This is a genomic window from Allokutzneria albata (genome assembly GCF_900103775.1).
Lineage (GTDB): Bacteria > Actinomycetota > Actinomycetes > Mycobacteriales > Pseudonocardiaceae > Allokutzneria > Allokutzneria albata.
The window spans coordinates 6,368,518-6,383,134 of record NZ_LT629701.1; the positions used below are offsets into that span (position 1 = coordinate 6,368,518).

14 protein-coding genes are annotated in these 14,617 nt (G+C 71.8%); 12 read left to right on the forward strand and 2 right to left on the reverse strand.

The window, feature by feature from the left end:
• The first annotated feature begins 56 nt into the window (after positions 1-56).
• The 8 genes from BLT28_RS28995 to BLT28_RS29030 all read left to right on the forward strand — a co-directional run bounded on the left by BLT28_RS28995 (position 57) and on the right by BLT28_RS29030 (position 10,932).
• Positions 57-947 (forward strand): hypothetical protein, encoded by an 891-nt coding sequence (locus tag BLT28_RS28995; RefSeq protein WP_162184803.1) that lies wholly within the window; start codon positions 57-59, stop codon positions 945-947.
• The gene (gene fahA, locus BLT28_RS29000; protein WP_030428007.1) at positions 944-2,158 is read left to right on the forward strand and encodes a fumarylacetoacetase; all 1,215 of its coding nucleotides are present in this window, start codon (positions 944-946) and stop codon (positions 2,156-2,158) included. Before BLT28_RS28995 ends, fahA begins: the two co-directional genes overlap by 4 nt.
• A 3-nt stretch (positions 2,159-2,161) precedes the next feature.
• Entirely contained in the window at positions 2,162-2,815 is a 654-nt protein-coding gene (locus tag BLT28_RS29005) for a helix-turn-helix domain-containing protein (RefSeq protein ID WP_030428008.1), read from the forward strand.
• A gap of 73 nt (positions 2,816-2,888) precedes the next feature.
• On the forward strand, positions 2,889-3,842 hold the full coding sequence (locus BLT28_RS29010; protein ID WP_030428009.1) for a sporulation protein: 954 nt from the start codon (positions 2,889-2,891) through the stop codon (positions 3,840-3,842).
• Positions 3,843-3,955: 113 nt separating this feature from the next.
• The gene (locus tag BLT28_RS29015) at positions 3,956-5,500 is read left to right on the forward strand and encodes a cytochrome ubiquinol oxidase subunit I (protein WP_030428010.1); all 1,545 of its coding nucleotides are present in this window, start codon (positions 3,956-3,958) and stop codon (positions 5,498-5,500) included.
• A gap of 11 nt (positions 5,501-5,511) precedes the next feature.
• The gene (gene cydB / locus BLT28_RS29020) at positions 5,512-6,519 is read left to right on the forward strand and encodes a cytochrome d ubiquinol oxidase subunit II (RefSeq protein ID WP_030428011.1); all 1,008 of its coding nucleotides are present in this window, start codon (positions 5,512-5,514) and stop codon (positions 6,517-6,519) included.
• The gene (gene cydD, locus BLT28_RS29025; protein ID WP_030428012.1) at positions 6,516-9,755 is read left to right on the forward strand and encodes a thiol reductant ABC exporter subunit CydD; all 3,240 of its coding nucleotides are present in this window, start codon (positions 6,516-6,518) and stop codon (positions 9,753-9,755) included. Before cydB ends, cydD begins: the two co-directional genes overlap by 4 nt.
• Before the next feature lie 43 nt (positions 9,756-9,798).
• On the forward strand, positions 9,799-10,932 hold the full coding sequence (locus BLT28_RS29030) for a GAF domain-containing sensor histidine kinase (protein ID WP_030428013.1): 1,134 nt from the start codon (positions 9,799-9,801) through the stop codon (positions 10,930-10,932).
• On the opposite strand, the gene BLT28_RS29035 is transcribed toward BLT28_RS29030, so the two are convergent.
• Positions 10,901-11,551, reverse strand: coding sequence for a response regulator (locus tag BLT28_RS29035; protein ID WP_030428014.1), 651 nt, complete (start codon positions 11,549-11,551; stop codon positions 10,901-10,903). The two genes, BLT28_RS29030 and BLT28_RS29035, sit on opposite strands and share 32 nt — an antisense overlap.
• A 101-nt stretch (positions 11,552-11,652) precedes the next feature.
• Between BLT28_RS29035 and BLT28_RS29040 the strand changes: the two genes are divergently transcribed.
• Positions 11,653-12,108, forward strand: a complete 456-nt coding sequence (locus BLT28_RS29040) for an Hsp20/alpha crystallin family protein (RefSeq protein WP_030428015.1) — start codon at positions 11,653-11,655, stop codon at positions 12,106-12,108.
• A gap of 47 nt (positions 12,109-12,155) precedes the next feature.
• Here the strand turns inward: BLT28_RS29040 and BLT28_RS29045 are convergent, their stop codons facing one another.
• Positions 12,156-12,758 (reverse strand): macro domain-containing protein, encoded by a 603-nt coding sequence (locus BLT28_RS29045; RefSeq protein WP_081900093.1) that lies wholly within the window; start codon positions 12,756-12,758, stop codon positions 12,156-12,158.
• A gap of 168 nt (positions 12,759-12,926) precedes the next feature.
• On the opposite strand from BLT28_RS29045, the gene pheA reads away from it, so the two are divergent.
• The 3 genes from pheA to BLT28_RS42610 are packed head-to-tail and all read left to right on the forward strand — an operon-like array spanning position 12,927 to position 14,614.
• Positions 12,927-13,844 carry a prephenate dehydratase gene (pheA, locus tag BLT28_RS29050; RefSeq protein WP_030428017.1) on the forward strand — a complete coding sequence of 306 codons (918 nt, stop codon included), beginning with the start codon at positions 12,927-12,929 and terminating at the stop codon, positions 13,842-13,844.
• Positions 13,841-14,461 (forward strand): histidine phosphatase family protein, encoded by a 621-nt coding sequence (locus BLT28_RS29055; protein WP_322788465.1) that lies wholly within the window; start codon positions 13,841-13,843, stop codon positions 14,459-14,461. Before pheA ends, BLT28_RS29055 begins: the two co-directional genes overlap by 4 nt.
• Positions 14,462-14,485: 24 nt before the next feature.
• Complete coding sequence (locus tag BLT28_RS42610; RefSeq protein ID WP_269459608.1) at positions 14,486-14,614, forward strand: hypothetical protein; 129 nt, start codon at positions 14,486-14,488, stop codon at positions 14,612-14,614.
• Positions 14,615-14,617 lie beyond the last annotated feature (3 nt).

Genomic DNA, 14,617 nt, shown 5'->3' on the forward strand with positions numbered 1-14,617 from the left:
TGTTCGCAGAGCGGACATTTTTGTTCGTTCAGGTAGACGCCACTAGCGTGTCAGGCGTGTCAAGCGTCGAGGAGCTCCGCGCGCCCGGTCCGCGCGGCACACCGCCCCTGCTAGCCCGACTGGTTGACGACGCGGCGCTGTTCCCACCGGGCGACGCCCCGATGGCGGACGCGGTGCGTCACCACCTGGACTCCCGCTCGGAGAACTGGGCCGGAATGATCGGGTTGTTCCTCTGCCCGGCATCCCGGCTGCCCGAGCTGATCACCGAACTGATCAAGGCGAAGCCGGCCAAGCCGGTCGGCCTGTCACTGGTGATCGACACGGGCCTCGGCGGTGTTCCCAAGGCCGTTTCCATCGTCGAATCGCGCAGTGAGCTGCTGGCACTGCGCATGGTCGAGATGCCCGCCCCCTCCGACGTCGACGACGTCTGGCTGGAGCGCGTGTCCGAGTTCGTCCCCGAGGACGTGATCCGCGTCGTCGAACCCCGCCGTCCCGGCACCACCAACGGCACGATCAGCCACGAGGAGTGGCTGGCCAGCGTGCGCAGGGTGGCCGACCACGGCAGCTGGCCCAAACTGCGCTGCGGTGGCATGACCTCCGACGCGTTCCCCGGGATCAACGAGGTCGCCGACTTCCTCGCCGTCAGCAGCAGCGCCGGTGTGCCGTTCAAGGCGACCGCCGGACTGCACAACGCGATCCGGCACGTGGACGAGAACACCGGGTTCCAGCACCACGGTTTCCTCAACCTGCTCGTCGCCACCGCGCGCACCCTCTCCGGCGGGGACGCCAGGGCCGCGCTCGCCAGCGAGGACCCGCAGGCGCTCGCCGAGGAGGCGGGCAACCTCTCCGAGGCGGCGGCCCACGCCGTCCGCGGCGTCTTCGCCTCCTACGGCTCCTGCTCCCTGACCGAGCCGGTGGAAGACCTGAAGGGGCTGGGCCTGCTGTGAGTTGGATCGAGGATCCGGCCTTCGGCGCCGACCAGCCCTTCGGGCCGCAGACGCTGCCCTACGGCGTCATCGAGTCGGCGGAGGTGGACGGCGGCCCGGCACTCGCGGTGCGGGTCGGCGACCACGCGCTCCCGCTCCGGCCGATCGCGGGATCGTTCGGCGACCGGCTCCGCGAGCTGGTCGCGACGGGCTCGCTCGACGCCGTCCTGGCCGCGGGGCGCCCCGTGTGGAGCGAGCTGCGCGCGCGGCTGACCGAACTGGTCACCGCGGGCTCGGCGCCACGCGGGGCCAGGCTGGTTCCGGTCGGCGAGGTCACCAACCGGCTGCCGTTCACGGTGGCCGACTACGTGGACTTCTACTCGTCGCGGCACCACGCGGAGAACGTCGGCCGGATGTTCCGCCCCGACTCCGCCCCGCTGCTGCCGAACTGGACGCACCTGCCGGTCGGCTACCACGGCCGCGCCGGGACGGTCGTGGTCTCCGGCACCGACGTGGTCCGGCCGAACGGCCAGCGCAAGGGGCCCGACGACCCCGCGCCCGCGTTCGGGCCGAGCACCCGGCTGGACATCGAGGCCGAGGTCGGCTTCGTCTGCGGCGGCCCCGTCACCTCGCGGGTCTCGGTGCAGAAGGCGACCGAGCACATCTTCGGTGTCGCACTGGTCAACGACTGGTCCGCCCGCGACCTGCAGGCGTGGGAGTACGTGCCGCTCGGCCCGTTCCTGGCCAAGTCGTTCCTCACCTCCGTGGGCGCGTGGATCACCCCGCTGGACGCGCTGTCCCAGGCCAGGGTGGCGCCGCCGCCGATGGGCAACGAGCTGCACGACTACCTGGTCGAGGACCGGCCGCTCGGGCTGGACATCCGGCTGGAGGTGCGGTGGAACGGCACGCTGGTCAGCCGTCCGCCGTTCGCGTCGATGGCGTGGACCTGCGCCCAGCAGCTCGCGCACATGACGGTCAACGGCGCCACGGTCCGCCCCGGTGACCTGTTCGCCTCCGGCACCGTCTCCGGGCCGGAGAAGCAGGAGCGCGGCAGCTTCCTCGAGCTGTCATGGGGTGGCAAGGAGCCCGTTGTGCTCGATGATGGTGCCGAACGCACCTTCCTCGAGGACGGGGACACCGTGGTGATCACAGCGACCGCACCGGGCCCCGACGGCTCCGTCGTCGGGTTCGCCGAGGTCAGCGGCACCGTGCTACCGGCTCCGGCGGACTGAGCGATGCCCGAGGGCGCTGCGGCGGGCGTGCCGAGAGAGAGCTCGCTGACCCTGGAGCGGGGCCTCGCCCTGCTCCAGGCGGTGGCCGACGCGGACACCGAGGCGCCCAGCATCAGCGATCTGGCGGCGGCGATCGGCGCCAGCCGCGCCGCCGTCTACCGGCTGCTGGTGCCCTTGCAGGCCAGGGGACTGGTGCGCAGGGAGGGCTCCCGCGTCCGCCTCGGGCTGGGCGTGCTGAGGCTGGCCGGGCGCGTCATGCCGCAGCTGCGCTTCGCCGCGCTGCCCACCCTGCGCGCCCTGGCGGAGCGGGTCGGCGCGACCGCGCACCTCACCGTCGCCGACGGCAACGAGGCGCAGGCCGTCGCGGTCGTCGAACCCACGTGGACCTCCTACCACGTCGCGTACCGGGTGGGCACGCGTCACTCGGTGCAGCGCGGAGCCGCGGGCAAGGCGCTGAACCTGCCGCCGGACGGAGCGGGGTGGCTGGCGACCTCGGGAGAGCTCCAGCCGGGGGCGTTCGGGGTGGCCGCGCCGGTGCGCGGCGTCATCGGGCTACGCGCGAGCGTCGGCGTGGTCTCGATGGAAACCCTCGTCAGCGAAGAGGTCGGGCCGCTCGTGGTCGCCGCGGCGGCCGAGGTGGCAGCGGCCCTCAGGTGAACCGGGCACTTTGTGCCGCCCCGGTACGTTGAGCGACCAACACGGCTGTTCCGTCCCACAGAAGGGGATCTCGGTGGTCTTCAAGAAGCTGCTCGGCGCGTTGGGCATCGGTGGCCCGTCCGTTGACACGGTGCTGTTCGACCCGAACACCCGGCCGGGCGGTGTCCTGAGCGGAGAGGTGCGCATCCAGGGCGGCGACCACGACGTCAACATCGAGTTCGTCGCGCTCGGCCTGGTCACCCGCGTGGAAGCCGAGCACGGCGACCACGAGCGCAGCGTCAACGCCGAGTTCCACCGCATCGGGGTGGAGGGCGCGTTCCGCTTGGCGGCCAAGGAGAGCAGGAACATCCCGTTCCAGTTCCCCGTGCCGTGGGAAACCCCGGTGACCGATGTCTACGGGCAGCGCCTGCCGGGCATGACCATCGGCCTGCGCACCGAGCTCGCGGTGGCGGGCGCGGTCGACAAGGGCGACCTCGACCCGGTGTTCGTGCACCCGCTGCCCGCGCAGGAGCGCGTCCTGGACGCCTTCGGCCAGCTGGGCTTCCGGTTCCGCAGCGCCGACGTGGAACAGGGCCACATCGCCGGGCTGCACCAGCAGCTGCCGTTCTTCCAGGAGATCGAGTTCCTGCCGCCGCACCAGTTCGCCGGGCGGATCAACGAGGTCGAGCTGACCTTCGTCGCCGACCCGCACGGCATGGCCGTGGTGCTGGAGGCCGACAAGCGCGGCGGCTTCTTCAGCTCCGGCCACGACGCCTTCGGCCGGTTCCAGCTCTCCCACGAGGACTCGATGAGCGCCGACTGGGCCGGGATGATCGACAACTGGCTGCACGAGGTGTCCTCCCGCCGCCAGTCCCACCACGGCCACCACGGCGGTCACCACGGCTACCACGGCGGCCACCACGACGGGGGCGGCATGGGCGTCGGCGGCATCGTCGCGGCCGGTGCTGCGGGCGTGGTCGGCGGCATGGTGCTCGGCGAGGTCTTCGACGAGGTCGGCGACGCCTTCTTCGGCGACGACGAGGGCTGACCGCCCCACCCCCGCCCACGGGACTTAGGTCCCGAGGGCGGGGGACCCTCGGTCGGGCGATCAGGGACGTGTTGACCTGCTCGTCGGCGGTGCCCGCAAGGCACCGTTAGGGCGTGGACGTCCTCGACATCGCCCGGTGGCAGTTCGGCATCACCACCGTCTACCACTTCCTGATGGTCCCGCTCACCATCGGACTCGCCCTGCTGGTCGCGGGAATGCAGACCGCCTGGTACCGCACGGGCAAGCCCCAGTACCTGAAGATGACCAAGTTCTGGGGCAAGTTGATGCTGATCAACTTCGCCATGGGCGTGGTCACCGGCATCGTCCAGGAGTTCCAGTTCGGGATGAACTGGAGCGCCTACTCCCGTTTCGTCGGCGACGTCTTCGGCGCGCCGCTGGCGATGGAGGGCCTGCTCGCGTTCTTCGTCGAGTCGACCTTCCTCGGCCTGTGGATCTTCGGCTGGGACCGGCTGTCCAAGCGGGTCCACCTCGCGTGCGCCTGGGCGTTCTCGCTGGCCACCATGCTCTCGGCGTACTTCATCCTCGCGGCCAACTCGTGGATGCAGCACCCCGTCGGGATCGAGTACGTCAACGGCAAGCCCCAGCTGAACTCGATCTGGGCGCTGCTCACCAACTCCACCGTGCTCGCCGCGTTCCCGCACACCATCGCGGGCTGCTTCGCCGTCGCGGGCACCTTCCTCGTCGGCATCGCCGCCTGGCACTTGGCGCGTAGGAACCGCTCCACTCCATCGATGCTCGGCCCTGCAAGCAGGTCTTCGGAAGCGGACGACCCGGACCGCAAGGTCTGGTTCGCGTCGCTGCGCCTCGGCAGCTGGGTCGGGCTCGTCGCGTTCGCGGCCGTCGCGCTCACCGGCGACCTGCAGAGCAAGCTGATGTTCGAGCAGCAGCCGATGAAGATGGCCGCCGCGGAAGCGTTGTGCCACACCGAAAAACCAGCAGGGTTCTCGGTGTTCGCCTACGGCGACGTGCAGCGGGCGGACTGCGAGAGCGTCAAGAGCATCACCGTGCCGGCGCTGCTGTCGTTCCTCGCCAACGGCGACGTCGACAGCGAGGTCAAGGGCGTCCACCAGCTCGTCGGCGAGTACAGGGCCAAGTACGGGTCGAACTACCCGGTGGACCCGCGCCTGGGCGAGCTGTCGGGACGGCCCATCGACTACGTGCCGAACCTGCCGGTCACCTACTGGGGCTTCCGCCTCATGATCGGCTTCGGCGTGATCGCCGCGGGAGCGGCGGCACTGGCGCTGTGGCTGACCAGGCGCGGACGGATTCCCCGCAGCCGGTGGTTCGCGCCGCTCGCACTGCTGTCCATCGCGACCCCGTTCCTGGCCAACAGCTTCGGCTGGATCTTCACCGAGATGGGCCGCCAGCCCTTCGTGGTCGCGCCCAACCCCACCGGCGTCGACGGGGTGTGGATGTACACGGCGCAGGCGGTCTCGGCCGGGGTCACCGTCGGCGAGGCGCTGTTCTCGCTGATCGCGCTGACCACGGTGTACGGCGTGCTCGCGGTCGTGGAGATCTTCCTGCTGCGGCGCTTCGTCCGCGCCGGGGTGGAGGGCGTGATGCCGCCCGATCCCGGCTCGACCCCGGACTCCGGTTCGGGTGACGCCAAGCCCGACGTCCTGGCCTTCGCCTACTAGGAGCGTCCACAGTGGACTTGCCGGTCATCTGGTTCGTGATCATCGCCCTGCTCTGGCTGGGTTACCTGTTCCTCGAGGGGTTCGACTTCGGCGTCGGCATGCTGCTGCCCGTGCTCGGCCGCGACGAGACCGAGCGCCGCGTGCTGATCAACACGATCGGCCCGGTCTGGGACGGCAACGAGGTGTGGCTGCTCGTCGCGGGCGGCGCGACCTTCGCGGCGTTCCCCACCTGGTACGCGTCGCTGTTCAGCGCGGCCTACCTGCCGCTGCTGCTCCTGCTGCTCGCCCTGATCGGCCGGGGCGTGGCGTTCGAGTACCGCGGCAAGGTCGACTCGCCCCGGTGGCGCCGGAACTGGGACCGCGTGATCGTCATCGGTTCGTGGGTGCCCGCGCTCGGGGTCGGGCTCGTGTTGTCCACCAACATCTTCGGCCTCCCGCTCGACGCCCGTGGCGACCGCGTGGGCTCGGCCTTCGCGGCCTTCCAGTGGCCCGCGCTCCTCGGCGCCGCGGCCGTGGCGGGCTTCGCGTTGGTCCACGGCGCGGTGTTCCTGTCGCTCAAGACCGACGGGGAGATCCGCCATCGAGCGCGGTCGCTGGCGCTTCGGTTCGCGCCCGTTGCCCTGCTGCCGCTCGTCGCGCTGCTCGTTCTCGTGCAGTCGCGCGAGGGCTTCACGTGGACCGTGGTCCCCCTCGCCCTGGCGCTCGTCGCCGTGGTCGTCGCGCTGCTCCGCCTGCGCCGCGGGCGCGAGGGCCAGGCTTTCGCCGGGCTCGGCATCGCGCTGGCCTCGACGGTCGTCGCGCTCTTCGGCGCGCTCTTCCCCGACGTCCTCCCGTCCACTGTGGACGCTGCGAACTCACTCACCGTGTACAACGCCGCGTCCAGCCCCTACACGCTCGGAGTAATGACTTGGGTCGCGCTCTTCGGCACTCCGGCCGTTCTCGTCTACCAGGCCTGGACTTACTGGGTGTTCCGGAAGCGGATCAGCACCACCCACATCCCCCCGGTGCACGTTCCATGAGCAACCCAGCCGCACCACTCCCCACCAGCGTGGACTCCGCGAAATCGGGAACGCGCGGCCCGCTCGGTTCGTTGCCGGGAATGTCGGTGTCGGCGCGGCGGGCCCTGGCCGTCACCGGTGTGCTGTCGGTGCTCACCGCCATCGCCCTGGTGACCCAGGCCTGGGCCATCGCCACCGCACTGGCCACCGTGGTCGCAGGCGGAGCGCTCGACGCGCTGCGCACCCCGCTCATCGTGCTCGCGGGCGCGGTCGTCGCACGCGCGGCGCTCGCGTGGGCCACCGAAGCGGTCGCCGCCCGCGCGGCCGTGGGAGCCAAGGAGGAACTGCGCGCGCGGGTGCTGGACTCCGCTCTGGCGCGTGGGCCGGAATGGATCGCCGGGCGCGGCCCCGCCGAGCTGACCGCGCTGGCCACCCGCGGCCTGGACGCACTGGACGCCTACTTCACCCGCTACCTGCCCGCGTTGCTGTCCGCGGTCGCCACTCCGCTCGTGGTGGGTGCGTCGATCCTGTTCTCCGACTGGGTGTCCGCGGTGATCATCGCGGTGACCATCCCGTTGATGCCGCTGTTCGCGATCCTGGTCGGCAAGCACACCGAGGACCAGGTCGCGCGCGCCGCGGACGCCAACGAGCGGCTGTCCGGCCACCTCCTCGAGCTCGTGCGGGCACTGCCCGTGCTGACCTCGCTGCGGCGGGCCGCGGCGCAGGCGGAGGCGGTGCGCCGCGTGGGGGAGGCGCACCGCCGGGCCACCGGCGCGACGTTGCGGGTGGCGTTCGCGTCGGCGTTCGTGCTCGAGTTGATCGCGACGATCTCCGTTGCGGTGGTGGCGGTTTTCGTCGGCGTGCGCCTGGTGTCCGGTGATCTCACGCTCGCGGTCGGGTTGTTCGCGTTGATCCTCGCGCCGGAGTGCTACCTGCCGTTGCGCGCGGCCGGGGCGGCGCACCACGCGAGCGAGGACGGCGTCGAGGCGGTGCGCCGGGTCGCGGAGATCGACTCGGCCTCGCCTGCCACGGGCACGGCGCGGCCGGTGTTCCGGCACGAGGTGGTCGTGGACTCGGTGCGCGTCGAGCGGCGGGGGCGCTACGCGCCGGACGGGTTGAGCTTCACGTTGCGCCCGGGTGGGATCACCCGGCTCGATCTGCCCAGCGGTGCGGGAAAGTCAACGGCGCTCGGGGTGCTCCTCGGTTTCGTGCGGCCCGACTCCGGCTCCGTCACCGTCGACGGCACCGATCTGTCCACAGTGGACATGGGGGCGTGGCGGGAGCAGATCGCCTGGGTGCCGCAGCGGCCCGCGTTCGCGGCGGGCACGGTCGCCCAGGAACTCGCGCTGGCCGTGGTCGACCCGACCGCCGAAGAACTCGCGGAGGCACTGGATTCGGCCGCGGCGCTGCACCTTCGTTTCCGGGACGTGGACGAACTCTCGCTCGGCGAGCGGCAGCGCGTCGCGATCGCCCGTGCGTTGCTGAGGGTCAACCGCGGCGCGCGCATCCTGCTGCTCGACGAGCCCACGGCGCACCTCGACGCCCCGACCGCGCAGCGCGTCATGACCGCGGTGCGCGAAGCCGCGCGCCGGGGTGTCGCGGTGCTGCTCGCCGCCCACCGCACCCATGAGCCCGCCGCCGAACTCGACGCCGGTGGTGGCGGCACGGTGCGGGCGATCTCTCAGGCGGATCGCCCGCACTGGCCCGCGCCTCTCCGCGAGCTGATCACCGCGCGCTCGGTCGGCGGAGCCCTGCTCGGCGCGGCGGCGCTGTGCAGCGGCATCGCGCTCACGGCGGTCTCGGCCTGGTTGATCGCGAAGGCGTCGCAACAGCCGCCGATCCTCACCCTCACGGTCTCGGTGGTCGCGGTGCGCACGTTCGGCATCGGGCGGGCGGTCCTGCGCTATGTCGAACGCCTGGTGTCGCACGACGCCGCCTTCCGCCTCGCGAGCCGGCTTCGTGTGCGGCTGTGGGAGACATTGGTGGCACTCGGCCCCGCGCGGGTCGATCGGGAAGCCGCGCAGCGCCTCGCGGAGGACACGGACACCATCCGCGACCTCGTGCCCCGCGTGCTCGTTCCGCCGCTGGTCTCGGTCGCGGTGCTGGCGACGGCGATCAGCGTCGAGGCGGTGATCCTGCCGGAAGCGGGGTTGGTCGCGCTGATCGCGCTGGGCCTCGCCGCGGTGCTCGCGCCGGTGACCGCGTTGGCGGTGGAGCGGCACGCATCGATCGCCCTCGCCAACGGGCGGCGCGAGGTGAGCGCGAAGGTTCTCGTGCTGCTCGAAGCCTCGGCGGACCTGATCTCCTTCGGCGCACACCGTGATCGACGGGCGGACCTGGCGGAGGTGGACGCCGGGCTGGCCGCGCGCTCCCGCCGCCAGGCCCTCGGGGTCGGCGCCGCCAACGCGGTGATCGTCCTCGCGACGGGCCTCACCGCGCTCGCGGGCATCGCGCTCGGCGCCGCCGCCAAGATCGATCCGCTGCTCGTGCCGGTCCTGGCCCTCATCCCGCTCGCGACGGCCGAAGCGCTCGCCCTGCTGCCGCCCGCTTTCCAGCAGTTCCGCGCGCTTCGCGTCCGTCACGTGCACGCCGACACGAGCGCCGTTCCTGTGAAGCGTGTTCACAAGACATCGGACGGGGTGCGACTGCACGGCGTCGACGTCGGGTGGGGTGGCGACGAGGTGTTGCGAGACATCGACATCGAGGTGAAGCGGGGGAGCTACACCTTCGTTGTGGGGGAGTCGGGGAGCGGGAAGTCGACCTTGCTGGCGCTGTTGCTGGGCTTCCTGGAGCCGACCGCCGGACGCGCCGAGCTGCCGGAACGCGTCGCGTGGTGCCCCCAGGACGCACAGCTCGTGTCCACGACCTTGCGGCAGAACCTGTTGCCCGCCAAGCCGCAGGCCGACGACGAGGAGCTGAAGGCCGCGCTGCAGAACGCCGGGATGAGCGACTGGACCGAGCGGCTGGACGTCCTGCTCGGCGCGGGCGGCGCAGCGGTCTCCGGAGGCGAGGCTCAGCGGATCGCGCTGGCGCGGATGCTGCTCGCGGCCGACGACGCCGACCTCGTGCTGCTGGACGAGCCCACGTCGCACCTCGACGAGCGCACTGCCGACGAGGTGCTGGAGCGGCTGCGGACCACGCTCGAAGGGAGGACGGTCGTGCACGTGACGCACCGCCTTGACGACATCCGTCAAGGAGACACGCTCATCGAGGTCACCGCGGGCCGGGTGCTGCTGCGCGAGCCGGTGCATGCGTAGCCTGGAAACTGTGCCGACACTCGATCCCGCAAGCGGATCTTGGGTGGACCCGACGCTCGCAGCCCGCGCGCTCGCGGCCTCCACGGAGATCACCACGGCCGCCCTGGAGGGCGATGACGTGGACGGTGTGCTGCCGCTCGTCGTCCGGCGAGCAGCCGCGCTCGCCGAAGCGGACCTCGGGCTCGTCATGGTCCGTGCCGAGGACGACAGGCTGACCGTCGAGGCCGCGCATCCCACCACCACGGAGGACGATCCGGTCGGACTCACCCTCTCCGCCCGCTCGGCGGCGGCTCGCGTCGCGCGAGGCGGAGTGCCTGTCGCCGTGGACGATTTCGTCGTGGACCCGCGCACGGCGCCGTTCGTCCCCGCGGCCCTCCGCGGCTACGGCCCGTTCGCCGTCGCGCCGTTCGGAACCCGGGAGAGACGCCTTGGCGCTCTCGCGGTCTACCGGCGTCGCGGGGCGGAACCGTTCAGCCAGTTCACGGTGGACCTGCTCGCGAGTTTCGCCGCCCAGGCCGGACTGGCGCTCGTGCTCGCAGACGGCGCGACGGCGCGTCGGCGCATCGCCGTCTACGAGGAGCGCGAACGCATCGCCAGGGACCTGCACGACGTGATCGTGCAGCGGCTCTACGCCGCCGGGATGCAGCTCGACCTGCTGGGGCGGCGACTGGCCACGCGCTTGGACCGGGCCGACGCCGCGCGGCTGGCCGAAGCGGTCGACCAGCTCGACCAGACCATCGAAGAGGTGCGCGGAACCGTGCGCGCGCTGCGGTCGCCCGATCCCGAGCCGCCCGCCGACCTGCTCGCGTCGGTGCGCGCGGAGGTGGACATCGCCGGTGAGCTGCTCGGGTTCCCGCCGGACCTGGAGACCAAGGGCGACCTCGACAACGTGCCCGCCGAGGCCGCCGACCACGCGCGCGCCGCGCTCCGCGAAGCACTGTCCAATGTGGTCAGACACTCCGGGGCGCACACGGTGAGCGTGCGGGTGCGGCGGAAGAACTCCTTGCTACGACTGGAAGTCGTCGACGACGGCTGCGGCATCCCCAAGGACGTGTCCAAGCGCGGACTGCGCCACCTGGAAGAGCGCGCGGCGGCCGCGGGCGGGCGGTGCCGGGTCACCTCCTCCGCCCGCAGCGGCACCAAGGTCACCTGGGAGATTCCCCTCGCGTTCGCTTAGCGATCCACGCGGCGGCCTGGGTGCGCCGCTGCATGCGCAGCTTCGCCAGCACGGACGTGACGTAGTTCTTCACCGTCTTCTCGGCCAGGAACAGCCGTTCCGCGATCTCGCGGTTCGACATGCCCTCGCCGATCAGCTCCAGCACCTTGCGCTCCTGGTCCGTCAGCGCCGCCAGCTCGTCGGCGGGCTCGGCCGCCTCGCGCCGCATCCGCTCCAGCACGCGGGCCGTGGTCTGCGGGTCCAGCAGTGAGCGCCCCGCAGCGACCTCGCGGATCGCCGTCACCAGGTCCTGGCCGCGCACCTGCTTGAGCAGGTACCCGGACGCCCCGGCGAGGATCGCGCCCACGAGCGCCTGCTCGTCGTCGAACGCCGTCAGCACCAGGCAGAACGGCGGCTCCGGCAGATCGCGCAGCCTGCGGCAGAGCGTCACGCCGTCACCGTCGGGCAGGCGCATGTCCACGACCGCCACCCGCGGGCTCACGGCCTGCGCGCGGACCACGGCCTCCTCGGCCGTGCCAGCTTCGGCGACGACCTCGATGTCGGGTTCGGAGTCGAGCAGGTCGCGAAGTCCCCTCCGGACCACTTCGTGGTCGTCGACGAGCAGCACCCGGGTTGTCACGCGTCACACGGTACTGGGAACAACGGCCCCCCGTCCTCCGTTAGCACTCATAGACTCCGAGTGCTAAACCCGGACGTCAAAATACGTAGGGAGGGATTCGGATGGCTCTCGCAGTGCGCGACCCGTTCACGTCGTTGATCAAGCAGCTGGACACCGACTTCGACCTGCTGACCCGCCGTGCCTTCGGGGTCAACAACCGTGCGGGGGCCTTCGTTCCCCCCGCCGACGTCCACCGCGACGGTGAGGACGTCGTGATCACCCTGGAGCTGCCGGGCGTCGACATCACGAACGGCGTCGACGTCGAGGTCAGCGAGCGCAAGCTGACCGTCAGCGGCCGCCGCGAGGCGGGACCCGAGGACGGCGCGGTCTTCCGCGAGCTGCGCGGCGGCGAGTTCCGCAGGGAGTTCCGCCTGCCGGAAGGCGTGACCGGCGACAACGTCGAAGCCGACTACGACCGCGGTCTGCTCCGGGTCCGGGTGCGCGGCGTCGTCCGCAAGCCCGTCGAGCCCGCGAAGATCAAGATCCGCGGTATCGACCCGGCTGACACCGCCAGCTGACGCTGCCGGAGAAGGCGCCCTGGTTCCTCGGCCAGGGCGCCTTCTCCTCATGCCATGACCTCGTCCCACGCCGCGGCGACCTGCCGCGCGCAGTCCTGCGGCGAAACGCCGCCGACACCGGTGCCCAGGCCGGGCATGGCCAGCGCGCTGACCGCCCGCCGCAGCGGTGTGCCGCTCTCCAACCGCCCGCCAGACCACAACCGGAACACCGCGCGCGCCGCGAGGTAGGGGTGCACGGTGTCCTTGGGCAGCCGCTCGCCCGGCTCCCGCATCGTCGGCGCGCTCACCAGCCACGCGGGCATCGGACGTCCGGTGCGCACGACCAGCGCTTCACCCACCGGCAGCTCACCGCCGTGGTAGGCCAGCACCGCGCGTCGCACGGTCTCCTCGATCTGCGGGAACACCTGCGCGTAGACGGCGTCGATCCCGCCACGCATCCAGCCGTAGGAGTTCGCCGGGCTCACCACCGCGTCGACGTCCAGCTCCAGGATCGTGCCCCGGTGCACGCTGATCTCCGGGCGGTCCCGCGCGATCTCCAGCCACGCTTCCGCCAGGTCGTCCTCGACCGCGCACAGCACGAGCTGCGGGGTGCGGCGTGGGGCGGGGATGACCGCGGGACTGTCGTTGATCTGTAGGCCAGCCGTCTCCATGCGTTCCGCATCGCCGCTCACAGCTCAAGCATCGCCCGAGAGGGGGGAAACATTGCAAGGGTTGAACAGGGGACTCGATATGTCTTCCGCGTCTCACCCCGATCTGACCCATTCGGCCGCACCCGATTCGCCCGCTGAGGGCGCGTTCCGACGCTTAAGGTGGAGCGTGTGCCGCGCATCGCATACCTAGGCCCGGAGGGGACGTTCACCGAGCAGGCCGCGCGCCAGTTGCTCGCCGACACCACCGAAGGCCACGCCGACCTCGTTCCCGCCGAATCCGTCGCCGCCGCGCTCGACGCCGTCCGCTCCGGTGAGCGCGACGCCGCCTGCGTGCCCATCGAGAACTCCGTCGAAGGGTCCGTCACCTCGACGATGGACGCGCTCGCGGACGGGACGCCCCTGGTCGCGGTCGCCGAGACGATGCTGCCCGTGCGCTTCGACATCCTGGTCCGCCCCGGTACCACCGTGGAGGACGTCCGGACCGTCACCAGCCATCCGCACGCGCTCGCGCAGGTCCGCCGCTGGCTGTCGGTCAACCTCCCCGACGCCGCGCATGCCGCCACGACCTCGACCTCCGCCGCCGCGGTCGCCGTGCGCGACGGGCAGGCCGACGCGGCCGTGTGCGCGCCGCTGGCCGCCGAGCGGTACGGGCTGAGCGTGCTCGCCGGGCAGGTCGCCGACGTCGAGGACGCGGTCACCCGGTTCCTGCTCGTGCGCCGCCCCGGAGCGGTGCCCCCGCCCTCCCGAGCCGACCGGACCACCGTGGTCGTGGTGACCGGGGACTCGGTCGGTTCGCTGGCCAGGGTGCTCAACGAGTTCGCGCTGCGCGGGGTGAACCTCACCCGGATCGAGTCGCGGCCGATCAAGGGCAGCTTCGGCGAGTACCGGTTCTTCCTCGACTTCGCCGGGCACGTCAACCAGGCGCACGTCGGCGAGGCGCTGGCGGCGCTGCGGCGGCACTGCCAGGACGTGCGGTTCCTCGGGTCGTTCCCGCGCGCGGACGAGGGCGGCTCCAGCGGTTCGGACGAGGCGTTCACCGCCGCGGCGGAGTGGCTGGCGGGCATCCGTTCCGGAGGGCGAGCGTGAGCTGCCTGCGCCTGATCCTGGTCCGGCACGGGCAAACCCAGTCCAATGTGGACTTGATCTTGGACACCAAGCTGCCCGGCCCGCCGCTCACCGGCGAGGGGCGCAGGCAGGCGCTGGCGGCCGGGCTCGCGCTGGCGAGCGAGCCCGTGCGCGCGGTCTACGCCAGCGAGGCCGCCCGCGCGCGCGAGACGGCGGCGCCGATCGCCGACGCGCACGGGCTGGACGTCGTCGTGCTGCCCGGTGCGCACGAGGTGCAGATCGGCGAGCTGGAGGGCCGCTCCGACATGCCCGCCGTCGAGAAGTACCGCGAGGTCTACTGCTCGTGGGTGGGCGGCGACCTCGACCGCGCGATGCCGGGCGGCGGAGAGACCGGCAGGCAGATCCGCGAGCGCTTCCTCAGCGCGATCGAGCGCATCACGAGCGTGCACAGCGAGGGCACGGTCGTGCTGGTGAGCCACGCCGGGGTGATCCGCTTCATCGTGGGGCAGCTCGTCCCCGACGTGGACGAACTCGTCGCCGGTCACGCGTACCTGCCCAACACCGGGCGGGTGGTGCTGGAGGTCGACTCCTCCGGCTGGCGCTGCCTGCACTGGCCGGAGGAGGAGCTGGCCGGTTAGGCCGTGTTTCACAGGTCTCGTTCGATGAGAGCCAGGATCGAGGTCGTTCCTGGCAAGTCGGCGGGAAGTCCGCGCACCGGTGTTGTACGTGGGCTTTCCGGCCGCGCCGCCAGGGGCGGGCTCGCACTGGACATCGCGAACACGGGCCTGTGAAAC